This is a genomic window from Methanosarcinales archaeon Met12 (assembly GCA_002813105.2).
GTDB lineage: Archaea > Halobacteriota > UBA148 > UBA148 > JAJOKI01 > JAJOKI01.
Genome location: CP017966.2, coordinates 77,647 through 102,087 on the forward strand (window position 1 = coordinate 77,647; position 24,441 = coordinate 102,087).

33 protein-coding genes and 1 tRNA gene are annotated in these 24,441 nt (G+C 42.8%); 19 read left to right on the forward strand and 15 right to left on the reverse strand.

Annotation, left to right across the window (positions count from 1 at the left end):
• Window positions 1–35: 35 nt before the first annotated feature.
• From BME93_00510 to BME93_00540, 7 genes are all read left to right on the forward strand, one after another.
• Window positions 36–1,325, forward strand: a complete 1,290-nt coding sequence (locus BME93_00510; GenBank protein ID ATZ60671.1) for a site-specific DNA-methyltransferase — start codon at window positions 36–38, stop codon at window positions 1,323–1,325.
• The gene (locus BME93_00515) at window positions 1,325–1,957 is read left to right on the forward strand and encodes an MjaI family restriction endonuclease (protein ID ATZ60672.1); all 633 of its coding nucleotides are present in this window, start codon (window positions 1,325–1,327) and stop codon (window positions 1,955–1,957) included. The genes BME93_00510 and BME93_00515 overlap by 1 nt, the downstream gene beginning before the upstream one ends.
• The gene (locus tag BME93_00520) at window positions 1,947–3,191 is read left to right on the forward strand and encodes an adenosylhomocysteinase (GenBank protein ID ATZ60673.1); all 1,245 of its coding nucleotides are present in this window, start codon (window positions 1,947–1,949) and stop codon (window positions 3,189–3,191) included. The genes BME93_00515 and BME93_00520 overlap by 11 nt, the downstream gene beginning before the upstream one ends.
• A gap of 79 nt (window positions 3,192–3,270) precedes the next feature.
• Window positions 3,271–4,002 carry a hypothetical protein gene (locus BME93_00525; GenBank protein ATZ60674.1) on the forward strand — a complete coding sequence of 244 codons (732 nt, stop codon included), beginning with the start codon at window positions 3,271–3,273 and terminating at the stop codon, window positions 4,000–4,002.
• Window positions 4,003–4,004: 2 nt separating this feature from the next.
• A complete protein-coding gene (locus tag BME93_00530; protein ID ATZ60675.1) occupies window positions 4,005–4,799 on the forward strand; it encodes a site-specific DNA-methyltransferase in 795 nt (264 codons plus the stop codon).
• A gap of 165 nt (window positions 4,800–4,964) precedes the next feature.
• Window positions 4,965–5,210 (forward strand): type II toxin-antitoxin system HicA family toxin, encoded by a 246-nt coding sequence (locus BME93_00535; protein ATZ60676.1) that lies wholly within the window; start codon window positions 4,965–4,967, stop codon window positions 5,208–5,210.
• Window positions 5,211–5,465 (forward strand): type II toxin-antitoxin system HicB family antitoxin, encoded by a 255-nt coding sequence (locus tag BME93_00540; GenBank protein ID ATZ60677.1) that lies wholly within the window; start codon window positions 5,211–5,213, stop codon window positions 5,463–5,465.
• Window positions 5,466–5,517: 52 nt separating this feature from the next.
• Here BME93_00540 and BME93_00545 read toward each other — a convergent pair whose 3' ends face one another.
• Genes BME93_00545 through BME93_00565 form a run of 5 tightly spaced genes read right to left on the reverse strand, consistent with a single transcriptional unit; the run spans window position 5,518 to window position 8,543 of the window.
• Entirely contained in the window at window positions 5,518–5,946 is a 429-nt protein-coding gene (locus tag BME93_00545; GenBank protein ID ATZ60678.1) for an FAD synthase, read from the reverse strand.
• The gene (locus tag BME93_00550) at window positions 5,947–6,372 is read right to left on the reverse strand and encodes a Mov34/MPN/PAD-1 family protein (GenBank protein ID ATZ60679.1); all 426 of its coding nucleotides are present in this window, start codon (window positions 6,370–6,372) and stop codon (window positions 5,947–5,949) included.
• Window positions 6,369–7,292 (reverse strand): deoxyhypusine synthase, encoded by a 924-nt coding sequence (locus BME93_00555; GenBank protein ATZ60680.2) that lies wholly within the window; start codon window positions 7,290–7,292, stop codon window positions 6,369–6,371. Before BME93_00555 ends, BME93_00550 begins: the two co-directional genes overlap by 4 nt.
• 4 nt (window positions 7,293–7,296) lie before the next feature.
• Entirely contained in the window at window positions 7,297–8,157 is an 861-nt protein-coding gene (gene speB, locus BME93_00560) for an agmatinase (protein ATZ60681.1), read from the reverse strand.
• The gene (locus tag BME93_00565) at window positions 8,157–8,543 is read right to left on the reverse strand and encodes a translation initiation factor IF-5A (GenBank protein ID ATZ60682.1); all 387 of its coding nucleotides are present in this window, start codon (window positions 8,541–8,543) and stop codon (window positions 8,157–8,159) included. Before BME93_00565 ends, speB begins: the two co-directional genes overlap by 1 nt.
• Window positions 8,544–8,628: 85 nt before the next feature.
• Between BME93_00565 and BME93_00570 the strand changes: the two genes are divergently transcribed.
• The 3 genes from BME93_00570 to BME93_00580 all read left to right on the forward strand — a co-directional run bounded on the left by BME93_00570 (window position 8,629) and on the right by BME93_00580 (window position 10,692).
• Entirely contained in the window at window positions 8,629–9,402 is a 774-nt protein-coding gene (locus BME93_00570) for a bifunctional fructose-bisphosphatase/inositol-phosphate phosphatase (protein ID ATZ60683.2), read from the forward strand.
• Window positions 9,403–9,407: 5 nt separating this feature from the next.
• Window positions 9,408–10,232, forward strand: coding sequence for an NAD(+)/NADH kinase (locus BME93_00575; protein ATZ60684.1), 825 nt, complete (start codon window positions 9,408–9,410; stop codon window positions 10,230–10,232).
• Between the two features lie 151 nt (window positions 10,233–10,383).
• Complete coding sequence (locus BME93_00580) at window positions 10,384–10,692, forward strand: hypothetical protein (protein ID ATZ60685.1); 309 nt, start codon at window positions 10,384–10,386, stop codon at window positions 10,690–10,692.
• 99 nt (window positions 10,693–10,791) lie between these two features.
• On the opposite strand, the gene BME93_00585 is transcribed toward BME93_00580, so the two are convergent.
• The 3 genes from BME93_00585 to BME93_00595 all read right to left on the reverse strand — a co-directional run bounded on the left by BME93_00585 (window position 10,792) and on the right by BME93_00595 (window position 11,846).
• The gene (locus BME93_00585) at window positions 10,792–11,010 is read right to left on the reverse strand and encodes a hypothetical protein (GenBank protein ID ATZ60686.1); all 219 of its coding nucleotides are present in this window, start codon (window positions 11,008–11,010) and stop codon (window positions 10,792–10,794) included.
• A gap of 6 nt (window positions 11,011–11,016) precedes the next feature.
• Entirely contained in the window at window positions 11,017–11,292 is a 276-nt protein-coding gene (locus BME93_00590) for a hypothetical protein (GenBank protein ID ATZ60687.1), read from the reverse strand.
• A 113-nt stretch (window positions 11,293–11,405) separates the two neighbouring features.
• Entirely contained in the window at window positions 11,406–11,846 is a 441-nt protein-coding gene (locus tag BME93_00595; GenBank protein ID ATZ60688.1) for a cytidine/deoxycytidylate deaminase family protein, read from the reverse strand.
• Between the two features lie 90 nt (window positions 11,847–11,936).
• Here BME93_00595 and hisS point away from each other — a divergent pair, with 90 nt between their 5' ends.
• On the forward strand, window positions 11,937–13,169 hold the full coding sequence (gene hisS / locus BME93_00600) for a histidine--tRNA ligase (protein ATZ61706.1): 1,233 nt from the start codon (window positions 11,937–11,939) through the stop codon (window positions 13,167–13,169).
• Here hisS and BME93_00605 read toward each other — a convergent pair.
• From BME93_00605 to BME93_00620, 4 genes are all read right to left on the reverse strand, one after another.
• On the reverse strand, window positions 13,166–13,444 hold the full coding sequence (locus BME93_00605; protein ATZ60689.1) for an acylphosphatase: 279 nt from the start codon (window positions 13,442–13,444) through the stop codon (window positions 13,166–13,168). The two genes, hisS and BME93_00605, sit on opposite strands and share 4 nt — an antisense overlap.
• Window positions 13,441–13,875: a hypothetical protein gene (locus BME93_00610; protein ID ATZ60690.1), complete on the reverse strand. Its 435-nt coding sequence runs from the start codon at window positions 13,873–13,875 to the stop codon at window positions 13,441–13,443. The genes BME93_00605 and BME93_00610 overlap by 4 nt, the downstream gene beginning before the upstream one ends.
• Window positions 13,872–14,885, reverse strand: coding sequence for a type II glyceraldehyde-3-phosphate dehydrogenase (locus BME93_00615; GenBank protein ID ATZ60691.1), 1,014 nt, complete (start codon window positions 14,883–14,885; stop codon window positions 13,872–13,874). Before BME93_00615 ends, BME93_00610 begins: the two co-directional genes overlap by 4 nt.
• Window positions 14,886–14,970: 85 nt before the next feature.
• Complete coding sequence (locus tag BME93_00620) at window positions 14,971–15,132, reverse strand: hypothetical protein (GenBank protein ATZ60692.2); 162 nt, start codon at window positions 15,130–15,132, stop codon at window positions 14,971–14,973.
• Window positions 15,133–15,375: 243 nt separating this feature from the next.
• Here BME93_00620 and BME93_00625 point away from each other — a divergent pair, with 243 nt between their 5' ends.
• The 3 genes from BME93_00625 to BME93_00635 all read left to right on the forward strand — a co-directional run bounded on the left by BME93_00625 (window position 15,376) and on the right by BME93_00635 (window position 18,074).
• On the forward strand, window positions 15,376–16,719 hold the full coding sequence (locus BME93_00625; protein ID ATZ60693.2) for an alkaline phosphatase family protein: 1,344 nt from the start codon (window positions 15,376–15,378) through the stop codon (window positions 16,717–16,719).
• A 67-nt stretch (window positions 16,720–16,786) separates the two neighbouring features.
• Window positions 16,787–17,263 (forward strand): hypothetical protein, encoded by a 477-nt coding sequence (locus tag BME93_00630; protein ID ATZ60694.2) that lies wholly within the window; start codon window positions 16,787–16,789, stop codon window positions 17,261–17,263.
• Between the two features lie 40 nt (window positions 17,264–17,303).
• Window positions 17,304–18,074: an A24 family peptidase C-terminal domain-containing protein gene (locus BME93_00635; GenBank protein ID ATZ60695.2), complete on the forward strand. Its 771-nt coding sequence runs from the start codon at window positions 17,304–17,306 to the stop codon at window positions 18,072–18,074.
• A 15-nt stretch (window positions 18,075–18,089) separates the two neighbouring features.
• Here BME93_00635 and BME93_00640 read toward each other — a convergent pair whose 3' ends face one another.
• Complete coding sequence (locus BME93_00640; GenBank protein ATZ60696.2) at window positions 18,090–18,743, reverse strand: hypothetical protein; 654 nt, start codon at window positions 18,741–18,743, stop codon at window positions 18,090–18,092.
• Between the two features lie 75 nt (window positions 18,744–18,818).
• Here BME93_00640 and BME93_00645 point away from each other — a divergent pair, with 75 nt between their 5' ends.
• Window positions 18,819–19,931: a Xaa-Pro peptidase family protein gene (locus BME93_00645; protein ATZ60697.2), complete on the forward strand. Its 1,113-nt coding sequence runs from the start codon at window positions 18,819–18,821 to the stop codon at window positions 19,929–19,931.
• Window positions 19,928–20,803, forward strand: a complete 876-nt coding sequence (gene map, locus BME93_00650; protein ID ATZ60698.2) for a type II methionyl aminopeptidase — start codon at window positions 19,928–19,930, stop codon at window positions 20,801–20,803. The genes BME93_00645 and map overlap by 4 nt, the downstream gene beginning before the upstream one ends.
• 493 nt (window positions 20,804–21,296) lie before the next feature.
• Here the strand turns inward: map and BME93_00655 are convergent, their stop codons facing one another.
• Both BME93_00655 and BME93_00660 read right to left on the reverse strand, forming a co-directional pair.
• Entirely contained in the window at window positions 21,297–21,686 is a 390-nt protein-coding gene (locus BME93_00655) for a hypothetical protein (GenBank protein ATZ60699.2), read from the reverse strand.
• On the reverse strand, window positions 21,655–22,953 hold the full coding sequence (locus BME93_00660; protein ATZ60700.2) for a DNA methyltransferase: 1,299 nt from the start codon (window positions 22,951–22,953) through the stop codon (window positions 21,655–21,657). Before BME93_00660 ends, BME93_00655 begins: the two co-directional genes overlap by 32 nt.
• Before the next feature lie 467 nt (window positions 22,954–23,420).
• Here BME93_00660 and BME93_00665 point away from each other — a divergent pair, with 467 nt between their 5' ends.
• From BME93_00665 to BME93_00675, 3 genes are all read left to right on the forward strand, one after another.
• Window positions 23,421–23,567: a hypothetical protein gene (locus BME93_00665; protein ID WRQ72948.1), complete on the forward strand. Its 147-nt coding sequence runs from the start codon at window positions 23,421–23,423 to the stop codon at window positions 23,565–23,567.
• Window positions 23,568–23,833: 266 nt separating this feature from the next.
• A tRNA-Lys gene (locus tag BME93_00670) sits at window positions 23,834–24,003 on the forward strand.
• 196 nt (window positions 24,004–24,199) lie between these two features.
• Window positions 24,200–24,436, forward strand: coding sequence for a DNA-directed RNA polymerase subunit H (locus BME93_00675; GenBank protein ID ATZ60702.2), 237 nt, complete (start codon window positions 24,200–24,202; stop codon window positions 24,434–24,436).
• Window positions 24,437–24,441 lie beyond the last annotated feature (5 nt).

Here is a 24,441-nt window from a genome sequence, read left to right on the forward strand (position 1 = left end):
GTAACATCAAGGTGGATTAAGGATGAGATGATGGTATGAAAACCCAGCAAAAAATAATCATTGGTGATTCAAGATGTATGAAGGAGGTAGAGGACGAATCAGTCCATCTTATCATTACCTCTCCACCGTATTGGCAACTGAAGGATTATGGAAATGGAAAACAGATAGGTTTCAATGATAGTTATGAAGAGTATATCAATAATCTCAATCTGGTCTGGAGTGAATGCCATAGGGTTTTGCATAAAGGCTGTCGTTTGTGTGTTAATATAGGCGACCAGTTTGCTCGCTCTGTCTATTATGGAAGGTATAAAGTTATCCCGATAAGGACCGAAATCATCAAGTTCTGCGAAAGTGCTGGCTTCGATTATATGGGAGCCATCATCTGGCAAAAGGTTACTACTTGCCATACGACTGGTGGGGCTACTGTAATGGGTTCTTTTCCCTATCCAAGAAATGGTATTCTCAAACTGGATTACGAATTTATTTTAATTTTCAAAAAACATGGGAGTCCTCCTAAGGGTAGCAAAGAGATTAAAGAGGAATCGAGATTAACGCAAGAAGAATGGAATCAATACTTTACTGGACACTGGAATTTTCCAGGTGAAAAGCAGGATAAGCATCTTGCGATGTTTCCTGAAGAGCTACCGAAACGACTTATTAAAATGTTTAGTTTTGTTGGTGATACAGTCCTTGACCCATTTCTTGGAAGCGGGACGACATCTTTGGCTGCTAAAAATCTGAACAGAAACTCCATCGGATACGAAATAAATGAAGATTTTCTGCCAATCATAAAAGAAAAACTTGGAATAAACCAAAGCACTATTTTTCAAGATGTAACTTTTGAGATAATCAGGCAAGAGGAACCAAGAATAGACTTCAAAGAAAAGATTAAAGAACTCCCATATATTTTCAAGGACCCGATAAAGTTTGATAAGAAAATTGACCCGAGGAAATTGAGATTTGGGTCAAAAATAGATAATTCTCATCCTGGAAGAGAAACATATTACGCTGTGAAAGATGTAATCAGTCCTGAGATATTGATACTGAATAATGGATTAAAAGTCAGATTATTGGGGGTGAATGAGATACCAGAAAAAAATAGAGACGCAATACAGTTTTTACAGCAGAAAACGAAAGGGCAAAAAGTATTCTTGAAATTTGACGCCACCAAATACGATGAAAAAGATCATCTGTTATGCTATCTCTATCTAAGAAACAAGACATTTATCAATGCACACCTTATTAAAAATGATCTTGTTGATGTGGATACTACATTAGATTACAAATACAAGTCTCAATTTTTAACCTACAGGATGGTAAAATAATGGCAAAGGAATGGATTTTAAATAGTGCGATGAATCGTTTTCAGTTGAATTTCAAACGCAACGTTGGAGCGGTTTCCGAGGAGATCAGAAAATGTTCTCCAAAGACCATCAAGGAGTGGAGCGAGTATTATTTTCGAAATGTCAGAACCAAAGAACACATAGAAGAATTAGGTCGGAAATTATACATTAAAATTACCGAAGTGATCTCCGCCGAAGTTGAAGAAATCACAGAGGAAGATTGTATTGAATATATGTTTAACATGGTAATAGACAGGACATTTGACGGATATATGACCGAGATTGATACCATCTATGGTCAATTGCAAAAGAAGTTGAATGTGAAGATTCAGCCTGCCCCCGATGAGTGGGACAGATTGTACAACGTAGATTTTTTCATCAAGATAGGAGACAAGTATATCGGACTTCAGATTAAACCTGCTGGAGATGTTTCACACATACCTCAAATCTTTAAAGAACATTCGATTCAAGAAGCCACTCATAAGAAATTTACTGAAAAATACGGTGGCAAAGTGTTCTATGTTATATCTATAAAAGAGGGCGGAAAAAAGAAGATACATAACATAGACGTTATTTCGGAAATTGAAGAGGAGATCAAGAAGCATGAAAAGTAAATCTCCATCAGCAGAAGAGGGTCGCCTCAGAATCGAGTGGGCAAAAAAACATATGCCCGTCTTAGGGCGCATACGAAAACAGTTTGAAGCAGAGCTCCCGCTTGAGGGGCATACGATTGGAATGGCGCTTCATGTCGAAGCCAAAACCGCTGTGTTAGTAGAGACTCTGGCGGCAGGTGGCGCAGAGGTCGCAATCACGGGTTGCAATCCATTAAGCACGCAGGATGATGTGGCACTTGCATTGCGTCAGAAGGATGTACCATGCTATGCAAAACACGACTGTAACACCAGAGAATACTATCGGGCAATCGACGCTGTTCTGGATAATAAACCAGATATTACGATAGACGATGGCGCTGACCTGATATTCAGGCTCCATACTGACCGCAAGGAACTGCTCCCAGACATCATTGGGGCATGTGAGGAGACCACCACAGGCGTCCGTCGCTTAAAGGCTATGCAGGCTGATGATGCGCTTAAATTTCCAGTGATAGCTGTCAACGATGCTAAAACCAAGTTTCTTTTTGATAACCGATATGGCACCGGGCAATCGACATGGGACGGAATAATCAGGACGACGAACCTGCTGGTAGCTGGAAAGAATGTCGTGGTCGCAGGTTATGGGTGGTGCGGTAAAGGCGTTGCGATGAGAGCGGATGGCCATGGCGCAAACGTGATAATAACCGAGGTCGATCCGATTCGAGCCTTGGAAGCAAAAATGGACGGCTATAGGGTAATGCCAATGATTCAAGCCGCGAAGATCGGTGACTTTTTCATCACTACCACCGGCAACAAAGATGCCATCATAAAGGAGCATTTTAAGCTTATGAAGGATGGCACAATACTGGTAAACGCCGGTCATTTTAACGTGGAGATTGATATGGCTCAACTCAGCAAGATTGCAAAGAGCGTCAGAAGAGTTAGAGCCAATATTGAAGAGTATGATTTGGATGAGAAGAGACTTTATGTCCTGGGAGGGGGGCGGCTTGTTAATCTGGCAGCAGGTGATGGGCATCCTGTCGAGGTTATGGACATGAGCTTCGCAAACCAGGCTTTATGTGTCAGATATATCGTGGAGTATGGAAAAGACCTCCAAAACAAGGTATACGGCGTCCCTGAAGACATCGATGAGCAGGTGGCGCACCTGAAATTGGAATCAATGGGGATTCAGATTGACCGAATGAGCGCCGAGCAAATAGAATATATGTCTGGATGGAAACATGGAACTGAGTAATGTGACCAAGATGGAATGATATGCGAACTTGAGTTCAGATATAAAGAGTTATCGGAAATTTTGCTTAAAGAGGTAAAATATGGATAAAACAGAACTTGGCTCAAAAATTGCAAAAGGCGGGTTTGCAAACGAAAAGGCAATTTGTAGAAAGTTTAATTCTTGGAGAAAAGATAAAGAGGCACAGGAATGGCTCAAAATAATGAATTACGATATTAAAAAACTTGATTCTGTAAAAGCAATTCAAGTTCCTACCAGAATAAAGAAGAATGATTTAAGTAAGTTTGAAGTTAATGAAAAAGAGTACGAGCAGTTTGTGAGATTTAAAAAGGCAGACGCTCAGATAAGAATTATTATAAAGATTGGGAATATACTTAAAATTGAAAATATGTCACTCAAGAAAGCAAATTCTGATGCTGATTATAATCAAATTGACAAAAGAACTGTTGCAGACTATCAAGAAATGTGGAAATTTGATGATGAGATTACATTTTGGCTTAAACTTTTTACAGGAGAAATAGCCCATAAAAAATACTCAGGGAAAATAAGTATTAAAAAATTTAGAGATAAACGACGCCTGTTCTTGAACGAAATGCCAGAAAGAATTCAGGATAAAATTATTAAATTCTTTAAGAGAAATCAAATTATGATAATAAGCGATATAATCAAGGGAAGAGGTGGGTTATCTGCTGATTGGATGTTAGTTACAAAACTTATTGGAAAAATCACAATGCAAAGAAAAGGTGGAACTCCAGACCCAACAAAAATACAATTCAAGACAAAACCATGTCAGTTATTTAATCTTGGAGAATAACAATGGAAGTAAACAAAGTATATTTGGGCGATTGTATAGAAATTATGAGAACATTACCAGATAAGTCTATAGATTTAGTATTTGCAGATCCGCCTTTCAATATAGGGATAAAATACGATGTTCATAATGACAACATGTCTTATGAAGAGTACTATAACTGGTCAGAAAAATGGATAAAAGAAACTTATAGATTACTTAAAAACAATGGGACAATATACATTGCAATTGGTGATGAATTCGCAGCAGAGATAAATGTAATTTTAAAAAGGACAGGCTTCTATTTTAGAAATTGGATTATCTGGTACTACACTTTTGGGCAAAATCAGAGAAAAAAATTTAATCGTGCGCATACTCATATTCTATATTTCACTAAAGACAAAGAACGATTTACATTTAATGATAAAAATATAAGAATTCCTTCTGCGAGGCAACTTATTTATAAAGATAGACGGGCAAATCCAATTGGAAAAATCCCTGATGATGTTTGGCAATTTTCAAGGGTTTGTGGCACTTTTAAAGAACGGATAGGAAAGCATCCCTGTCAGATGCCTGAAGATTTGTTAGAGCTAATAATAAAAACAAGTTCTAAAGAAGGCGATTTAGTTTTAGACCCTTTCGGTGGTACGGGAACAACTGCTGCAGTAGCCAAAAGACTAAAACGAAATTTTATTACAATGGAAATATCAAAGGAATATTATAATGTTATATTAAAAAGATTAAGTGGTAAATTTGCAGAGATAAAAAGGAATAAACAAGTTGAGCCAGAAAAACAAAAAACATTATTTGAAATTGTATGATTGTCGCAAAACTTCCGATAACACAGCATATACGCTACAGGCTAACGCCCTTGCCCTTCGGGACATTTTGCTATCGCAAAACGTCGTATATGCTCGGAACGTTATATTCCATATGGCGAAAGGTTTTAAAAGTAATTATACAAGGAATATCTATGAGTAATCTCAATGGACAAGAAAGGAATATACAAAGAGCTCAAAGAAAATCCAAAAAATGTCAGATTTGAGGAGCTTTGCAGGGCAGCAGAATTATTTGGCTTTAATTTTAAAGGTGGTAAAGGCAGCCACAGGATACTTGTAAGGAATGGAATAAGGGAGATGTTAAACCTTCAGAATGTTAAAGGGAGGGCAAAACCTTATCAAGTCAGGCAATTCATAAAGATTATTGAGAAATATAACTTAGTAGAGGAATAGATGGGGAGTCATAAATACACCATAGAGATATTTTATAGCGAGGAAGATGGAGGCCATATTGCAATAGCTCCAGAACTTCCCGGCTGTTCAGCTTTTGGAGAGACTGAAGAAGAAGCGTTAAAAGAAATTAGAGTAGCTATTGATCTATGGTTGGAGACTGCTAAAAAAGAGAATAGAGAAATTCCAAAATCCATGGGAAAGGAATTTTTAAAGAGTATCGTTGATAAAGTATCTCAAGGGTTGCCAAGCAATTAAGGACATTATATAAAATCCAAATTAAAAAATACTCATTATTGGGAAGAATCCATCAAGATTTATCCACAAATCTTCTACGGACCTCTTCCATAATCCCGCCACTGCTGCATAGTTTGCACGAATTAAATTCCCCTATGCGCACCACTGCCGCCATTATACCTCTGTGGCGCAATTGTGTTACCAGCATATCAACGTCAAAATGTTGATCATGTCCCAGCGCGATGATGTCAGGTTTTATATCCTTCAGTGGCGCGAAGATGTCGGTCTCACTGCCAAGAATTGCTTTATCAACCGGTTTGAGCGATTTCACCATCTCCAATCGCTGTTTCTCGGGGATCATTGGCTTTCGTTTATGTTTAATATTCGAGTCTCTGGCAACGATGACAATTAACTCATCCCCGAGTTCCTTTGCCTTTTTGAGATATGTAAGGTGGCCGGGGTGCAATATCTCAAAGGTTCCAGTTGCAAGCACTTTTATCATTCAATCCTCATCTAAAATCGATATGTCATCCTCGATTTCAATATCCAATACCGGCAATTCTATTCTTTTTCCAGCAGAGTTGTAGCATGCCCAGCTCTGTCCAGTGTATGGGTGTCCTGCGATAATATTATAATTGTTCCCACGCTCGAACATCACCAGATCATCCGTTGAAGGGATTATGTTTGAAGATGGGTGGCTGTGAACAGACCCCACACTATCTAGAGTTAAAGGCATCATGTATAGCATCATAACTGCGCTGACCTCTGATGAGATGGTGCCCGGTAATATGATCACATCAGTGATGATATCTTCTCTTGCCTGCAGCAATCCGACAAATTCATTTGGGTGTGTGGACTTGCACGATTCAAGTATAAATTGCAGAGTGTCCTTTGCTATCCCCTTAATGCGTTTCTGAAATATCTTCATCTATTCAATCGCTCTTTTACAGCAGCTATGATGATGGGCAAAGCTATCGTTGCATCGGCATAAACTGTAACAGCACGAGCATATTCACCGATCTTGCCCCATGACTTTGCTTCGTCCAGCGTCGCCCCTGATAACCCACCCATCTCCGCGCGGTCCATGGTGAGCTGTATCGCATAATCAAATCCCCCTCTCGGCGTGACGATCATGGACTGGAGTATGAAGTTCTTGGGAACGCCACCGCCAACGAACATCGCGCCCGTCTTCTTCGCGCTATAGCAGATGTCCATGAATTCGCGCATATCCTTGAATGTATCAACATCAAGTCTCTTGGTCTGGGTGTATAACCATGCCTGCAACCCTATGGCAGAATCCGCGATTGCGGGACAGAATATCGGGACATTTTTTTCTGCGGCCACACCTGTTATCGAATTGGGGTCATCGACTCTCAATCCTATCTCCGTCAGCAACTCCCTGATACTCATGCCGTCCCTATCGATGTCTGCAAAAATATCCAAAAGCCTATCCTCAAAAACGGTAAAGTGACGTTCCGGAAGAAAAACGTCGAATATGCGATTGATATGCCTGCGTCTCAATTCAAGGTCATCTACCTGCTCCACTCCTTTGTAGTGGCGCCCTCCAAATGCTTCTATCAAATCGTGAACGATATTTGCGCCCGTAGTGACGAGAACGTCTATCTGCCGCTCTTTTATCAAATCCACGACTATCTGCCGCATTCCTGCAGGCACCATTGCCCCTGCGAATCCTAAAAACTTCGTCCCGTCGTCGCATAGCATCGCTTCATAAATGTCAACGGCTTCTGCCAGTCTGCCCGCACCAAACGCAGCCCCCCTCATCTCTTCAATTAGTTGAGCTACCGTCATACCCGAATCAAGTCGTATTTGTTTGATTGGCTTTTGCAACACCTTATTCACCCCTCTTTTTTGCTACAATGAATTCCCGAATTAGTTTTGCACCCAGCAAGGCGGTTTGCCCGTGGTCATAAGCAGGTGCAATCTCAACCATATCAAATCCAACTGCGCGAGATGCTATGCTTTTAATGACGAATCTAACGTCAGAGGGCGTTAACCCAAAGGGTTCGGGCGTCCCAGCCGCCGGCGCGTATGCAGGATCGATGGCATCGATGTCTATTGAGAGATATATCCTATCTGTACTTAAATAATCGAGCGTCTCCTGTACCACCATATCGATGCCCTCCGATTGAACCTGTTCTGCTGTGTAAAATCTAACGCGATTTTGCCTGACGAAATCATATTCTTCCCTCGCTCCGCTTCGAATCCCAATGGAGACGTAGTTTTCTACGCCACATTCCTCAAGGATGCGCCGCGAGACACATGCATGGCTCTGTTTACTTCCGCTGTATTCATCTCTCTGGTCGAGATGCGCATCCAGTACCATGACCCCAACATCATCGATTGCCTGAATGCACGGATGTGTCAGTGTATGCTCACCGCCCATCATGATAGGCACCTTATCATCTCCTATGATTTTTTCCACTGCCGACCGTACGAGTGCAAGCGTCTCGTCTATATTGGTGCTCACTTCAATATCGCCCAGGTCGCAGAATGGCACCTCGCATAGGTCCACGTCATGCTCTGAACTATATGTCTCAAAATTGTAAGATGCCGCTCGCATTGCTGCAGGCGCTGATCTGGCGCCAGGGCGAAAACATGATGTGCCATCGAAAGGTACCCCGAATATAACAAATTCCGAGTCGTCATAGCCAGCATTGGCATCTGCAAAAACAGGACAGGTAAACAATCGCATCACCGCATATCTATTTTTCTGTTTCCCATGCTTTCAAGATATGTGATTTCCTGCCCCACACTCAATTTGCCCTGCAACTCCTCTTGGACCTTAAGCTCAAACGTGGAGTAGTCATCCATGCACATTAGCTGTGCGGAATCTTTTCCAGAAAAAGATAATATCTGTGCTTTCTTACGCTCAACTATAGGCACGTATATCTTGGCACTGATTGGCTGTACTATCGACCTTTTTTGATTGTCGAATATGCCAACTGCATCTATTCGTGCCTTTGCAGACCCGTGTTTACCTGTCTTGGAAGTGGCGATGTTAAGGATTGTACACGGCTCATCATCTATAACGACATACCTCCCCTGTTTGAGCGTTCTGACCTCTGTTTGTTCTTTCATTAACGTATCCCTCCTATTAAATCTAGGTAACATCTTAATATATATGCCACAATTTAAATGTATGTCAATGACATACAATAGCACCATGAAAAGATTATGCAGGGATATCGCAGATGCAGTTGGCGATGCTATCAAAGACCTTACCAATATTGCAGATGGAGGAGTCATACTTTACGAAGGGGCAAATGGCACGCCCACCGCCAGGATAGACGACATCGCTGAGAAGGCGGCACTTTGCGTTTTAAAGGAAGATGGACGGTCGATCAGGCTGGTAAGCGAAGAGGTGGGAAGCATCGTCTTAGGTGAGCGTCCCGAGTTCACCATCATATTAGACCCGGTGGATGGGACATATAACGCCATTCATGGCATACCCTTCTATTCAATTTCCATAGCCGTTGGTGGCTCCGATCTCTCTCAGGTATATTATGGATATGTTAAGGACCTGGTGACAGGGGATGAATACAGCGCAGAAAGAGCCAAGGGAGCGTTCATGAATGGAAAAGAGCTCCGTGTAGCCGACAAGACCAATTTAGATGAATATTGCGTGTCGGTTAACGGGTGTACACCGTTGATGGATTTCATGAATAAAAATAATAAAAGGATTCGACTGATGGGAAGCGCCTCGCTCGAATTATGTTATGTGGCATCCAATAGGTTGGACGGATTTGTCGACGTCAGAAGGCGCTTGCGCATCACAGATGTGGCAGCAGGAAAACTGATTATAGAAGAAGCGGGCGGAATCGTGACGGACGATAACGGCGCCATACTGAACTCGCCACTCGATGTCAAAAGAAGGGTTAATATCGTAGCTGCTAACGAGGGGATACACAAAGAGTTGATTACCAGATTACAGGGGTGATGTAGGTGAAACCAAAGAAAATAGGCGTTGTTTCACGATGCGACACGGTGGAGGCGATTCAGATGGTCAATGCTATCGTGAACTCCTTCCAGGATTCGGTCAAGATAGTTCTGGAGCCGCGAGCTGCAGCCGAAATAGGCAAACGTGAATGTGCAGTTCCCCTATCCAAAATGGACGTAGATATGATTATCACGGTTGGGGGAGATGGAACCATACTGCGCACCATCCAGCTACTCCCCAGACCAACGCCCATCCTCGGCATCAATATGGGAGACGTGGGATTTCTGGCCGATGTCGTTCCAGCAAGCGCCAAAGAAGTGATCGAACGGGTACTCGATGGATTCGAGATACAGAAGCGTGCGCGACTTGCCGTGCACGTGAATGATGAAAAGCTTCCTCCTGCGACCAATGAGGTGGCAGTTATCACTTCAAGACCTGCCAAAATACTGCACTTCAGAGTTTTAATCGATGGGAAAGAGATCGAAACCACAAGAGCTGATGGTGTTGTAGTGGCAACACCCACTGGTTCGACTGCATATGCCATGAGCGCTGGCGGACCTATCATCGACCCGCGTGTAGATGCCTTTGTGATCGTGCCCCTCGCCCCCTATAAATTATCTGCCAGACCATGGGTCATCCCAGGAGATAGTGAAATAACACTTGAGTTGTTGCGCATAGACAAGAACGCCACGATCGTCATAGACGGACAGCATCGTCAAACCATCACAAAAGAGGACATCACCAGATTTATCAAGGCAAGAGAACCTGCACTATTCGTCAGGACGGATAGGGATTTTTATACAAAAGTGCGAGACACGTTGGTGGTCTGAACGAGGGATAAAATAAAGTTCGTCGTTTGTCAAAAAGGAGAAATATTTGATGATATCAAATCTATATAGATATGCTTATATTTTAGTATATGTATAAGATATACGATTATATTCCACATAGCTATGAGTTAAAAAAAGTAAAGGTGCTCAAATGATAGATAAATTCATTAGTATAATCAAGAAGATTATTGGTGCCGATAAGACTGGAGTAGTTACTGATAAGGATGAGACGGTCAGCGAGTTAATTCGGATGATTGATGGTTTGGCAGAGGAGAAGATTATTGACTGCCGAGGTTTTTCCAGACAGAGAACGATGTACAAGGGTGCCCTTAAAACCATATTGGAGAAGCAGGGAGAGAGTGAAGCAAGAGAGCTTTGTGCGTGGATCATGGCTCACATAAAAGAACATGGAAAAGCCCCGAAAAGCAAAAGCGTGAGAGAACAAGCTGGGCTTTTATAATAGCCTCGACCTAACCAAACTTCACGACTTCCACGTTGGCTTGCTTTAAAAACTCCAGCACTGGTAAATAAAAACGATTTTTATGAATCTATCTACAATTTACGCCTTTTCGATCACAATTTTATCATCGTCAAAAGAAGCGAACAGCTCGCCCTTTAGTTTATTGGACACTCCTTTAGGCATGGTAATCGTAAGTTTGTCGCCCTTCTTGCTCACTTCATAATAAAATTTGGCATGTAATCCTTCGGGAACTTCTACCCACTCCCCCTCTTGCAGTGCTTCTATGTTCTCCATGGATTTGATCTTAACTTTTCTCATAGCACATTACTTTCTCCTTTTCTTATATAACCTTTTTTCGCTGTCATTTGCGTCTCTTGCGGTCACGACTTTGTATCTATCTCCATGCAGTTTTAAAACGATGAACAACGTTCTTCCCTCTACCTGTCCCAGTATTTCCACCAATGATACGCCCTTCCTCGATATTTTTCTCATCAAGATTTTGCCGTTTACGGCTTTATTAACCTCCTTATCGGTTACATTGTGTTTAGAAATGTGTTTTATCGAATTTCTATCCCATTGAATGACTATTTCTCTTCTCACCTATACCACTTCCCCAATATCGCTCCAACGGAGCTATCAATTGGTAATTTTATAATAAACAATTGGACAACGACGATTCATGACACAAAAAAGATGTCGACAACAGCCTCGACCTAACCAAATTTAACGACTTCCACGTTGGCTTGTCTTAGAAACTCCAGCGCTTCCGTATCAGGATAGTCTCCAAGGTATACAACCCTCCCAATCTTCGCATTGATGATCATTTTAGCGCAGAGTATGCACGGCTGATGTGTAGTATACATTGTCGCGTTTTCCGTACTCACGCCATGGATGGCGGCTTGTATAATTGCATTTTGTTCAGCATGAACAGCCCGACAGAGTTCGTGCCGCTCTCCTGATGAGATGCCGTTTTGCTCCCTTATGCATCCAATATCCAAACAGTGCGCCAGGCCATGCGGAGCTCCATTATACCCTGTTGAGAGGATGCGGTTGTCCCTTACCATTACGGCGCCCACCTGATTTCTCAGACACGTCGACCTCTTTGCCACTACCGATGATATCTCCATGAAATATTCGTCGACAGATTGCCTCATTTTTCTCCCATATGCTACCCAATATCTTTTTAGAAGAAGTATTAAATGATATATACATATGTATATGTTCATTCGGGATGGGGGCAAAAAATGAAAATACAGAAACCGAGAGGCACGCGCGATTTTTTGCCAGAAGAGATGACAAAAAGGCGCTTTATCGAGAGTAAAATGCGCCAGACAGTAGAAAACTGGGGATATCGAGAGGTCCAAACGCCCACCTTTGAGCACCTGGAACTATTCACGATTAAATCAGGGGCAACCATCGTAGACGAAATATATGATTTCGAGGACAAGGGTGGACGGGCATTGGCCCTCAGACCAGAGCTGACCGCATCGGTCCTGCGGATGTATGTTGACAAGCTACAGGTGACGCCAAAACCCCTGAAACTCTATTATTTCGGAAACTGTTTTCGATATGAACGGCCGCAAAAAGGGCGCCTTAGAGAATTCTGGCATTTGGGGGCCGAATTAATCGGCAGTGACCGTCCTGAAGCAGACGCCGAGGTCATCGCACTCGCATCCTCTGTGCTTGATGCGATCGATCTTAAGGGAGATTTGCGCATTGGACAACTAAGCGTACTTAGAGCACTCATGGGTTCACTGGATGCGGAAACGCGGAGTATGGTCATGAGGCATATCGACAAGAAAGATAGCCAAGGGCTTGTTGGACTCTTAGAACAGGTCGGCGCCCAGAATATAAAAGAGCCCATTCTCAACCTGATCAGTTTAAAAGGAGGAGATGCAATCAGCAAGGCGCGCGAGATAGTCGGCGACCTTCCTGGCCTGGCTCATCTCGAAAGTGTTTTGGACACGTTAAATGCACTTGGGATTGAGTACTCGATCGATTTCGGCATTGCACGAGGGCTGGACTATTACACGGATATGGTCTTTGAAATCTACGCGGAGAACCTTGGTGCGCAGAACCAGATCTGCGGAGGAGGCACCTATCGACTGGCACATCTGTTCGGTGGCAGGGATACGCCGTCTACTGGCTTTGCCATAGGCTTTGACAGGGTCATCGAGGCGCTGGGCACTATACGGGTGCCCACTCAAAAGACAGTCGTAGTCATATCCACCGACAGGGCGAGCTCCGAAGCACAAAAAATTGCGCAACGATTGAGAGAACACATCCCCACGAACGTAGACCTGATGGGCAGGAATTTCACAGTCCAGTTATCCCACGCCGATGCCATTGGAGCCACCTATGCAGTCATAATTGGACCAAAAGAATTACGGGCCGGGAAGGTTACCCTTAAAAATATGGAGACTGCTGAACAGGAGATGCTGACGCTGGATGAGGTTATTCGGCGCATCGCATATTAATACCTCGTGCCGAAAGTTGTGAACTCGCCCGTTGGAGTGCCCATCTTGACTTTTACATCTTGAACGTATGCACCAGGTGGTCCCCTTCGGAGCAATGCAATCAGTTCATTTACTCTGTCTTTTTCTCCCTCAACGACCACATGAACGCGACCATCCGATAAATTGCAGACGTATCCTGTCAGGCCAAGGATCGTTGCATGACGCACGGTGAATGCCCTGAAGCCGATCATTTGCACTCTTCCAGATACATATATCTCTGCACGCGTTTCCATCATGGCTTTTGCACATCCTTGAACGTGACCTTGACTCCTCTCTGCCTCAATTCCTGTTCAACTATCTCGAAGAATATGCCCTTGCCACTCACGTGTTCATGTCTGCATGATGCTATCTTGCCCCCACGATATCCCATGCTGGTCGTCTCTGCTCCGCAAGATGGACTCTTCGGCATCCCTATCATCTCGATCTCTGCACCTTTTTCAGCCAATAATTGAATCATGTCTGCATATGGCTTAAATAAGCGGTGGCAAAATCTATGGTATTCAGGAAAGTCCAGCTGATTTTTAGTCACTTCCCAGCGCTTCAGTCCAAAATAAATGGTTTCAGGACACGGTAGCTGGATCACGGGCGCATCCAGCTCAAATTCGACGCCCTTGCTCACTCGCACCATTGGATTCAGCAAACAGTGTGCAACCACCTGTATTCTCATCCGAGACCCATCGCCGTATTAGTTTTCTGCATTGATTTCTCTGCACTCTTTTCCAGATTCGTCATCGCACGAATCGCATCCACATTTTCCGGTATTACGGTTGACTCCTGGTGAATTGCCTGGAAAAAATAGAGCTCTCCCCCTTCGACATCAATGGAATCCTCCCAGATGCAGTTCTCCCATACATCATATCTGGGCCTGCCCATATCTCTCCCCATCTCGATGATGGAGGCAGTCGAAGTCAGTCCATCTGCCGCGCTTACAAATCGAATTCGCGGTCTTTTTTGCAACACCGCTTTTACGTCGTCTACCGCTGGAATGCTGTCGAACACGATATTCAACGTATGCAAGTGCATCAACGTCGTGGAGACTTTGATTGCCATCGTCGTGATGTCGATTTCAGGTAACACGGTGTTAACATCCGGTCCATGATGGGACGGCAGTTTTACAGGGTCAGGCATGATGGCGTTGATAGGTCCTTTTTTGACGTCTCCAGGGTCTGTAGCACGTCGAACCAAGACTGCTCGCACCTTTTTTATGCCGAACGCCTCATTTAGAGGATGAATGACCCTGCAGAGGCCGGTGGTGTTACACGAAACTACTCTGACGAAATCCCGCCCGATAGCGCCTGCATAATTACATTCGGCATTGAATGAAAATCCCGCAACATCGTGCTTCTCCCCTCCTTCGAAGATCGCTTTGATTTCTGCTTCCTCATACATTGGCTTGTTTTTGGCTCCCATCCCTTCGGGTGTGCAGTCGACGACAATATCTGCTTCACCCAGCATATCGTAGATCGTTCCAACGATATCGATTCCTGCCATTTCGAAATCGTCGCACTTTTCTGGAATTGCCGCATACAAGTCATATCCCCTCTCGATAGCCAGCTTGGCTTCAAAATTGGGTCGTGTCTTTGCGACGCCCACGACCTCCATGTCGTCTTGAGCTTTTACCGCATCTGCTATCCTTTTGCCAATCGTTCCATACCCATTTATCGCCACTTTAATCATTTACATCCCTCAACATGTTATCATAGGTCTTATCTCATTCTTAAAATAATAGCTTTATGTAATCCTGATTAAAACTCAAAAATCCTCATATTCCTGTGGGAAATCTATGGCCATAAGAAGCGCCTATATATAATTTCACAGGCACCTTTTTTATGATATCTCTTTTTGTACCATAAATTTCAATATCAGCTTCCACATACTTTTTATCTATAGGAATAATTGGATTATTCTCATCAAGTATCAGCAATTCTTTACTCTCTTCAGGCTCTAGTTTGAACGAGCTTATTGATTTTTCCTTTATGATATATCTAATATGCTATCGTATTTAGATGAATTAACAGCCGGATTCACAAGCAAAAAACTGGACTGGATCTACGTTACACAAAATTCAGCTCGGCAACATATTGGATTTATTTCCCGAAACATATCTATCGAAATATAACTGCCACCTTTGGTCACGTATTTATATATCTAAAATCAACTCATTTACGTGCAAACGATTAAAGTGATATTATTCCTGCTGACCATATGCACGCTATTATCCGTAGCATCTGCCACAATTGTCGACGTCGATTCCCCTGCAGTCACAAGAGGCGCTGTTTTATTGATCGTCGATGGCATGGGCTCATCATACATCTATCCAGAATTCACCCCATATGCATTGGATGGAAGTGCCCTTAATCGGGCAAATGTAAGCAACATCATGCTGATCGCAGACGGTGGAGCGCGTGTCCTGGATATCAGAGCACCCCAGACCAGCACTGCCCCTGGACATTCCGTCCTCGTCACCGGCTACTCGCGCGCGGATACCGAGCTGGTCGGGCGCGGTTGGGCGACGATATTTGACGTTTTGCGCGTCCATGACTATCTCTGCCTTGCCGTGATGCAGAAGGGTGACTTCAAAGAGATGCGCGCTAAACAGGATGCCATCCTCTTTGATGCATCCGCCTCGATTCGAAATCCATCCATAGACATGGAAGCCCGTCCACATGTGCCAGCTGGTTTGCATGAATTGATGCAAACATGGCAGAAAAGGCTCCCTAACTATCTGGATGGCAAAGAGGGAGTTGAGAGATACGCTGCATATAATGGGTGGGCCATCGATGCTTCGAATGCAATCATACGCTATATGGCTGAAAACCATCCCACTCAGAAGTTTCTGCTCACTGTGAACGTGGGTGCAGTGGACTTGGCAGGCCATTATCTCGGCTCAGAGCGATATGTGAAGGTGATCGAAGAGTTGGATAGGGACTTGTACGAGCTGTATCAAACATGTATCGAGAAGGATATTGTGCTCATCATAACCGCCGACCATGGAATGGCGTTTCCAAGACAGGGTGCACGTGGCGGACATGCCTCGGATAAATATGCGGACACGCTCGAAGCTCAGCGGATTCCCTTGATAATATCTGGCCCAAATGTACGGGTGGGCGTAGTTGAGTCTGGCAGGCAGAGTGACATTGCACCAACGTTGCTCAGCATATTAGACGTCATGGACACGTTACCGTACTCTGATGGCGGGGTCATTCTTATTAAAGAATATGCAAACCTGCGAGTCGTCACAGGGTCCCCGATGGATATAGTACTCCAGAAAGACGGTGTAGTCATATCATCGGTCACCAGCGATGACGTCACGTTCGTTGGATTGGCGTTCGGCAACTACACCATATTTGCTGGACCTCACATCGAACGCATCGATATTCAACATGATACAATACTCGAAATAGACGTGCGTGCGGTAGGCAGCCATGACAGACTATTTATCGCGGTTGCGATGATATCGATCATCGTGGGTGGAGGGTTGGTAGCGATATGGAAAATTATGAAAGATTAAACGATTATATCGCCAAGCCATGATTTAGCAACCTTTTTAAGTATTGTGCAGGATACAATTAATCTATATGGCTGGCAATATAATATTTATATGTGGACCTGAGTATTCAGGAAAAACATATATGGCGCTCGGTTTGGCGGAGAGATTGGGTGACTTTGGCATATCACAAGTCATCTTCAACGTCGGGGAGCTCTTCAGGTTAGAAATGAAGCTATTGAACTCGGAGAAAACTACCACGCTCGTAATAGATGAGCCAAAAAAAATGCCACATACAACGGTAAGCAAATATAAACTTGCCGAAACGATTATTCGCATGACATCTCGGGGTAATAATATAATAATGACGGGACATCCAGGGGAAAGTATCTACGACACATTGGTCGAAACGGGGGCGAAATTCATAGCATCCCGCGATATCAACATAATTGGAATAGAACTGTATAGCTACAATGACCCCAGTTATTTGAGTGTCATGAACATAACACCGAGTAAGGATATTCTAGAAAAGTACGATGCCAGACTCAAAGAAGCCATAAAATCATAAATGAGCGAGAGACCTTTAATGGAGAATTTTAGTGAGTGGAATGTTGGATATCGGCGTGATGAGAATACTCGTGTGCATTCCCTTTCTGCTCTATGCTTGCTATTCTGATCTAAAGAATAGACGCGTCTCAAATTTAGTATGGCTTCCAATGATTGGAGTCGGAGCGGTTTTAGCACTTCTCGATTTCATCGATCACGGCTTCATCTCGCTTCTCAATTTTGGGCTTTCTGTGATGCTGATTTCTGCATTCGCATACGTACTTTTTAAAATGGGCGCATTTGGTGGAGCGGATGCCAAGGCCATCATCTCACTCGCGATAGTGGTCCCAACGTTCCATCCCATCAGATTGTTTGAACATTCAATTCCATTGGCTGGCATTCCGCCACTTAATCTATTTGCGTTCAGCACTTTCGGGAACGCCCTCATACTGACGAGCGTAGTTCCATTCTTCGTATTCATCTACAATTTGGTTCACTTGAACCGTGATGAAATGATGGAAAAGCCAGCATATCTATTCCTAGGATATAAATCCAAGATATCGGAATTGAAAAACCGACGACATATCAGGCTGATGGAAAATTACGTCGAAGAAGGGGGCAGAGTCATCCGTAAATTCAGTCGCAGAGGCATCGCGATAGACGAGGAGGTCGTGGAAACTCTCCAGCGATTTGCAAAGGAGGGCAAAATACCGGAAAGGATATGGATAACGCCGGGTCTGCCCTTCATGATTCCGCTGACATTAGGATTTATAACGGCAGTAGTCTACGGAGACTTCATCTATCTGATCATTATCAGTATCCTCGGGACGTGAAACCACCTAAACTCACTACGCAACACTCTGAATCAGTGTGATAACTTCCTTAAACTCTGCCTCGCCATCTATTTTGACGATAGGAATTCCCAAAAAGGTAATATCCTCCAATGGGACGACCGCTCCGGCCACAATAGTAGATTCTCCATCATTCCATATGGCCAAGATTCCCCTTATCCTCACAGAGCCACCCTCATAATGGACTGTGCCCTCGTATATTTTAGCGTATGCCACGTATCCTGCATCGATTTTAATCGTTTTAACCTCAGTTTGCTGCACATCAGGGGCGTTCTCCCTCATGGACTCCAGGAATTGTCCCTCCATCGCATCAAGAACCATATCGGACGGCGGAACAATATCGAGGGGAAATACCACTCGCACGGTCATCATATAAGACGTCGCATCTGATAATCCGGCCGTATGGCGTTCTATTCTATCTTGTAGCTCCTTGTCCTTATAAGTCAGCATCGCAGTGTTTATCTCAAGCGTGAGAAAAGTTGTATTTAAAATTTCCATGGTCTGTTTCTGTACATCACCTTCCTGAATCCATTCAGCCCTTACAAGTGCGCCCTCATCCACTCTGGCAGCGCCCGCCTCTTTTGGTTCGATGCACCCCGCAGCAGTTGTGACGATAGCCAAAATAACCAGAGCCACCAATAATTTCTTCATAATGTATTATCCTCCTCCACGAGCACATTAAACTTTTGCTAAACTTTCATAAGACAATAGGTACATTAAGCCTGAATGATGGTCATGAGGAAGGCACTGCTGATTACCGGAAACAGCATTCATAACGCCAATATGTATTATTTTACAAAGTTTCTGACATCAAGTTCCATGGTCTATATAAAGGGCGATAAAAAGGAGTTCATCGTACTCTCCCAGATGGAAGTGGAACGGGCCAAGAAAGAGTCGAAAATCCTGGACATAAGGTCCACTGCTGATTATGGGTTTAAGGAGATGGTCAAAAAGTATGGTCCAAAAAAGGCGCGTTACGAACTGCTGTACAAAATCCTGCATGAAGAAGGCATTTCGAGTATAAACGTGCCGAACGATTTTTCATTTTATGTCGCTGGAGAACTGAAAAAGAAAGGAGTTGGCATACATCTGGCCGAGGAGCTCGATAGAGACAGAGAAGTCAAGAGTGAAGTGGAAATCGAATGCATCACGCGCACACAGCGCGCGTGTGAAAAGGCGATGCGCGCTGCCTTGAACGTTATCAAGGGAGCAGATGTAACGTCTGATAAATTGAACATCACCTCTGAGCAGGTGAAAACCATCATCGAACATGAACTGGTTGACAACCAATGCAGGATGGAGGACCCTATTGTATCATGCGGTGAGCAAAGCAGCAATCCCCACTGCGTCGGCTCGGGAGCATTATTGCAAGATGCGCCAATTCTTATAGATATTTTTCCATATCATAAAAAAGAACGCTATTATGCGGACATGTCGCGTACATTCTTGAGAGGTACCCCTGCCCCAGAGATAAAAGAGATGTATCGAACTGTTTTGGATGCACAGGAAGTTGCGTTTAACACCATCAGGGCTGGCGTAACTGGAGAAGATGTTCACAATGCCGTGTGCGATTTGTTTGAGGAACGAGGGTATGGCACAGACAGAGCCAATGCGAAAATAGGATTTATTCATTCTACTGGCCATGGGATTGGCCTGGATATTCATGAAAATCCCTCTTTGAGCGAGGGTGGCTCTGAGCTGAGGGCGGGCAACGTAATCACAGTTGAGCCAGGACTATACGACCCAAAGTTCGGCGGGGTCAGGATAGAAGACCTGGTCGTCGTCACCAATAGGGGCCATCAGAACCTCACGAAATTTCCAAAACAACTGGTGATATGATGGATGGTGAAATTTTGGACAAATATAAGCAGGCAGGCAAAATCCTGGCAGAAGTGAGAAGTGCAGTAGTAAATAGGGTAAAGGTCGATGCATCCCTGCTGGAGGTGGCAGAATTCGTGGAGAACTCCATCAGGGAACATGGCGGACGGCCTGCGTTTCCATGCAACATCTCGCGAAATGATGAAGCAGCGCATGCAACCCCATCATATAATGACAAATCCGTGTTTGGAGAGGATATGGTCAAGCTCGACATCGGCGTACATGTAGATGGCTATATCGCCGATACTGCCGTGACGGTCGACCTAAGTGATAATCCAGAGCTGGTAGAGGCGACTGAGGTCGCATTGAAAAATGCCATTCAAATGATTCGCGCAGGCGTCAGTACTGCAGAGATAGGCGCTGTGATCGAAGAGAGCATAAACGAATTTGGATACAAGCCGGTGGCGAATCTTGCCGGCCATAGACTTGATAGATATATGCAGCACATGCCTCCGTCAATTCCAAATAGGCGGGTTGAACATGGTATCGTCCTCCGAGAAGGAGATGTGATCGCAATCGAACCATTTGCGACAAATGGTGCCGGGCATGTGTCTGAAGGAGTGTCCACTGAGATATATCGCCTAAAAAAACTGAAATCCGTGCGATTGCCCGCTGCCAGAAAGCTATTGAAGGATATCGAAGAGTACAAAACACTTCCATTTGCAAAACGATGGTTGCCACAGACGCGTCTGGACTTTATATTAAAACAACTGGAAGCAATGAGCATTGTACACCCATATCCAGTGCTCAAAGAAGACGCTGGTGGCTTGATTTCACAGGCAGAGCACACGATAATAGTAGAAGGGGATGGATGTCAGATAATTACGATATGAGATGTATTGTTAATTTAGAGTTTTTATGAGGGATTTAGAGAGAATTTACTGCAAAGTGGAAGTACCCCCCTCAAGGCTGTTGATGAATAATTATTTGAAAAAGCCATTATTGCACATTTATACTTTCCCTTCTGCCAAAAGAATTGTTCCATTTACTCCTGAATATAATCGCTTATTATCTGAATTGAATTCATATTTAACATCAAGTGATAAAGACTCTAACGAAAGAATTTTCCAATGTCTGCATTTGTAAATGTTTTTGTTACCTTCCCTACCTGCAATATACATCTCATATGAAACAATAAAATGGTGGGTATCATAAACAACTTTGAAATCCTCAGATGGAGAAAAATAGAAACTCCTCTGAGTCGTCTCAACATTCTCTTGATTATATGTTTACACTCCAAATAATAGGGCTTATCCTTGTAATGGTGCTGTTAACTTAAGCAGAAATGACGATTTCAAAACGCATAGCACCTACCTGTTTTACGTTTCAGGTAGTCCTTAAGTTAACACTGCCCTTGTAATAGAAGATAATATCTGGATAACCCATCGCTTTCTTCCTTCCGCTTGCACCTGAAGGGATATCAGGACTTAGATTATGACCTTCCATTGCTGATTTTATAAAACCTTCAATATCGTTCCCTACCTCGTTTGCCCTTGCCCTGATTATTCCACTCTCATTTATCTTTCTGCCGGCAATCAGAGTAACATCTTTCAAAATATCCAGAAGTTGATTGTCCTCCGGGTCATTGGAATCGAAAGGAATTACTTTTTTACCTGTCAGTGATTCAATTACCAAATTAAACGGGATTTCTTTCAAGGGCACAAGCATTTGCTTGATTACATTTTCAAGTTTGGAAATGTATTTTTCGTCTTTCATGATTAATTTCTCCTGTTTTTTGAAAAATTAAAATATTTTCTCTCTTCATCACATTATATAGCCCAAAGATAATTTTATTAATATTCCTGACTAGTTTAAATCCTATCTTTTCCATATAATCTATGGTAAACTCAACCGTTTTAACTTGTCTTCCTTGATAAGTCGCATTCCCGATAACAATGACAGCAAATTTTTGGGGTTTTAATATCCTATACATCTCATTATAAGACTGCTTCATATCCTCATTATAAAGATTAACTTTGTCTTGTCCTTTTCCTCTGACACCGATAAACTCTTCCCTAATTTCAGGTAGATTATATCCCAATGATTTTAAGGCGTGGGCATCATTTACGACATAATCTAAAGCAATAGAATAAGGGGGGGAGGTTATTATGCCATCAATACTTTCAGCATCTAAAGGTAATTTTCTAGAATCACCAACTTTTATATCCATTTCGCCTAATTTTAGGTCAAGCTCCTTTACTATCTGATGATAATCAGTAACTGAGGAAACCATCATTTCTAAATTTTTGAGGAAGGCGTTAGAAAAATTTCTTCCGCGTCTGGCATTGTCACTTATAGCAACTAACCTTGCCATCCTATAAAAATTTCTTACTTTTTCCTCTGGAATAACCTCAATAGTTTCATCAAGGGTTTTATTTTCAGTATTAAACAAAGGGGCTCCTATTTTGTCTCTTATTCTTTCTTTCCAATTTATAATATCTGCCAAAACATCTATAGATTCAACTTTAACTTTGCTTTGAAGCACACAAAGAGGAGATATATCAATACCAACACAGTTTATACCCAAAAGTTGAGCCTCTAAGGCAGTTGTTCCACTTCCTATAAAGGGATCAAGGACCGTATCTCCTTGCTCAAGTCCAATAATGTTCAGGAGTGCTCTTATCATCTGAGGATGGAACTTGCCCTTATATGGATAAATCCAATGAGTCAAATATTGATTTACTGATCGTGTTCTATTCCTCTGTATTATTTGAAAATAATCAGTATACTTTTTATTGATAGATTTACAATAGGCAGTCCGTTTTCTTATTTTTTCTTCCAATTTAGCCGATTTATTAGCAATCTTAAACTCTCTTAGCCCATTTGTCGCCTCAAAATCAACGTCCAAAGATTTTAATTCTAGTTGAGCTAAAGACAATTCATATATAAACTGGACATTATCTAACAATGTTATATCTGAGTTTGAAACCTGTCCTAAATCATAAGCCCAAAATTCCTGAATTTCCTCTGCTTTTTCCATCATTTTTGTCCTTTACTCGTTTCTGTCATTGGTTTATCTCCTTATCCTTACAGTATAGGTCAAATTGTGTATAACTATTTATATACAAACCTCCTCATAAATAGATTCTTACTATAGTTGGGGAATTTGACCTTCGGAACTACTGATAAGACCACAAGTTTTAAGTACAATATATTAGATAAGAGGATTTTGTAGAAGTTAAGGTTGACGGAATATAAAAAAATCTCTGAAAAAATGGGTGTAAAATCTTCGGTTGATGAACACAAACTAAGACCGGGGAGGAAAATGACAGACAAAAACACAATTTATAGTTCAATTGAGGGGATTTTCAGTAAAGCGCGGAACTATCCCTTAGGTGCTCTTACAGGTGCTCTTATTATCATGATATTCACTCATTACATACTTAAGACCGAACTCATGGTTACATTATTGGCTGGGATGTTTTCCGCCTTGTTCGTGATGGGTGTTAGATGGGCATTAGATTAGACACTGGGTTTGTAAGCCTTGAAACTACGTTCCTTGAAACCATGTTAAGAGAGTTACTTCCATCGAAAAAGGGCAATCCGAGCAGTGGAAAAGGAAAGAAAGAAGTGACTGGTACAGCTTTTGTGGCATGAATGCTGGAGGGGTGTTGGGGCTTCCTTTTGGACGTGTTGGTTGGTGTAATTTGACCTTCGGAAGTACTGCATAAGACCACAAGTTTTAAGTATGACATATTAGATAAAAGAAAGGCTTAAATGAGATAAATGCATTGCATAATCGAAGCGGCCAATTGGTTTCCATAATATAGTTGGTCAACAATGGTGATTGCCTGTCTGAAGTGATAAACTTAGTAACTTATGTTGGAATTACACGCCATCAATCGAACGTAAGTTCTACATTGGGGCTCGTAGCTCAGTTAGGCAGAGCGCCTGGCTTTTATCTACGTCAGATAAGACAGGTTAAAATCTCGGAGATATATGATTGCATCCCTCACCCTCACAAGAGAGGGGGATTTTCGATCTGAGACAGAAAGAAACCAGGTGGCCAAGGGTTCAAATCCCTTCGAGCCCGTCTAAATCTTTTGATTTAGTCGGTGTTGAACAACTCCACCAGATGTTCCATCACCTGAAACTTCATAGGAATTGCAGGTCCACCACTTCTTTGAAGTGGTGCATGGTGCATCTTTGAACTGTGACACGCCCAATCGCTGTACCAAAAGATCAAGGCAGAGTTAGAACATCCCACATGGATTGTGAGGCATTGTGATATGAAAAAAATCAGCGTAATTGACCATGAGATAGTCCCGGAACATATGGTGTTATCAGAAAGAGACGTAAAGTCCCTCTTAGCAAAACATCATATATCTGTTGGGGAGCTACCAAAAATAAAAATCTCAGACACAGTCATTAAAGAGATAGGCGCAAGTGTGGGTGATGTCATAAAAATTATGAGGAACAGTCACACCGCTGGTAAGGCAATAGCATACCGATTGGTGATCGATTAAATAGG

Bases quoted from the DNA above. Each gene is read 5' to 3' on its own strand.
- BME93_00665 (WRQ72948.1), top strand. From the start codon at position 23,421: ATGGGCATTAGATTAGACACTGGGTTTGTAAGCCTTGAAACTACGTTC.
- BME93_00635 (ATZ60695.2), top strand. From the start codon at position 17,304: ATGTTGGATATCGGCGTGATGAGAATACTCGTGTGCATTCCCTTTCTG.
- BME93_00580 (ATZ60685.1), top strand. From the start codon at position 10,384: ATGATAGATAAATTCATTAGTATAATCAAGAAGATTATTGGTGCCGAT.
- BME93_00645 (ATZ60697.2), top strand. From the start codon at position 18,819: ATGATGGTCATGAGGAAGGCACTGCTGATTACCGGAAACAGCATTCAT.
- BME93_00570 (ATZ60683.2), top strand. From the start codon at position 8,629: ATGAAAAGATTATGCAGGGATATCGCAGATGCAGTTGGCGATGCTATC.
- BME93_00610 (ATZ60690.1), bottom strand. From the start codon at position 13,875: ATGAGAATACAGGTGGTTGCACACTGTTTGCTGAATCCAATGGTGCGA.
- BME93_00565 (ATZ60682.1), bottom strand. From the start codon at position 8,543: ATGAAAGAACAAACAGAGGTCAGAACGCTCAAACAGGGGAGGTATGTC.
- BME93_00525 (ATZ60674.1), top strand. From the start codon at position 3,271: ATGGATAAAACAGAACTTGGCTCAAAAATTGCAAAAGGCGGGTTTGCA.
- BME93_00515 (ATZ60672.1), top strand. From the start codon at position 1,325: ATGGCAAAGGAATGGATTTTAAATAGTGCGATGAATCGTTTTCAGTTG.
- hisS (ATZ61706.1), top strand. From the start codon at position 11,937: ATGAAAATACAGAAACCGAGAGGCACGCGCGATTTTTTGCCAGAAGAG.
- map (ATZ60698.2), top strand. From the start codon at position 19,928: ATGATGGATGGTGAAATTTTGGACAAATATAAGCAGGCAGGCAAAATC.
- BME93_00585 (ATZ60686.1), bottom strand. From the start codon at position 11,010: ATGAGAAAAGTTAAGATCAAATCCATGGAGAACATAGAAGCACTGCAA.
- BME93_00520 (ATZ60673.1), top strand. From the start codon at position 1,947: ATGAAAAGTAAATCTCCATCAGCAGAAGAGGGTCGCCTCAGAATCGAG.
- BME93_00550 (ATZ60679.1), bottom strand. From the start codon at position 6,372: ATGAAGATATTTCAGAAACGCATTAAGGGGATAGCAAAGGACACTCTG.
- BME93_00530 (ATZ60675.1), top strand. From the start codon at position 4,005: ATGGAAGTAAACAAAGTATATTTGGGCGATTGTATAGAAATTATGAGA.
- BME93_00545 (ATZ60678.1), bottom strand. From the start codon at position 5,946: ATGATAAAAGTGCTTGCAACTGGAACCTTTGAGATATTGCACCCCGGC.
- BME93_00540 (ATZ60677.1), top strand. From the start codon at position 5,211: ATGGGGAGTCATAAATACACCATAGAGATATTTTATAGCGAGGAAGAT.
- BME93_00640 (ATZ60696.2), bottom strand. From the start codon at position 18,743: ATGAAGAAATTATTGGTGGCTCTGGTTATTTTGGCTATCGTCACAACT.
- BME93_00675 (ATZ60702.2), top strand. From the start codon at position 24,200: ATGAAAAAAATCAGCGTAATTGACCATGAGATAGTCCCGGAACATATG.
- BME93_00615 (ATZ60691.1), bottom strand. From the start codon at position 14,885: ATGATTAAAGTGGCGATAAATGGGTATGGAACGATTGGCAAAAGGATA.
- BME93_00535 (ATZ60676.1), top strand. From the start codon at position 4,965: ATGGACAAGAAAGGAATATACAAAGAGCTCAAAGAAAATCCAAAAAAT.
- BME93_00660 (ATZ60700.2), bottom strand. From the start codon at position 22,953: ATGATGGAAAAAGCAGAGGAAATTCAGGAATTTTGGGCTTATGATTTA.
- BME93_00595 (ATZ60688.1), bottom strand. From the start codon at position 11,846: ATGAGGCAATCTGTCGACGAATATTTCATGGAGATATCATCGGTAGTG.
- BME93_00630 (ATZ60694.2), top strand. From the start codon at position 16,787: ATGGCTGGCAATATAATATTTATATGTGGACCTGAGTATTCAGGAAAA.
- speB (ATZ60681.1), bottom strand. From the start codon at position 8,157: ATGCGATTGTTTACCTGTCCTGTTTTTGCAGATGCCAATGCTGGCTAT.
- BME93_00605 (ATZ60689.1), bottom strand. From the start codon at position 13,444: ATGATGGAAACGCGTGCAGAGATATATGTATCTGGAAGAGTGCAAATG.
- BME93_00510 (ATZ60671.1), top strand. From the start codon at position 36: ATGAAAACCCAGCAAAAAATAATCATTGGTGATTCAAGATGTATGAAG.
- BME93_00655 (ATZ60699.2), bottom strand. From the start codon at position 21,686: ATGAAAGACGAAAAATACATTTCCAAACTTGAAAATGTAATCAAGCAA.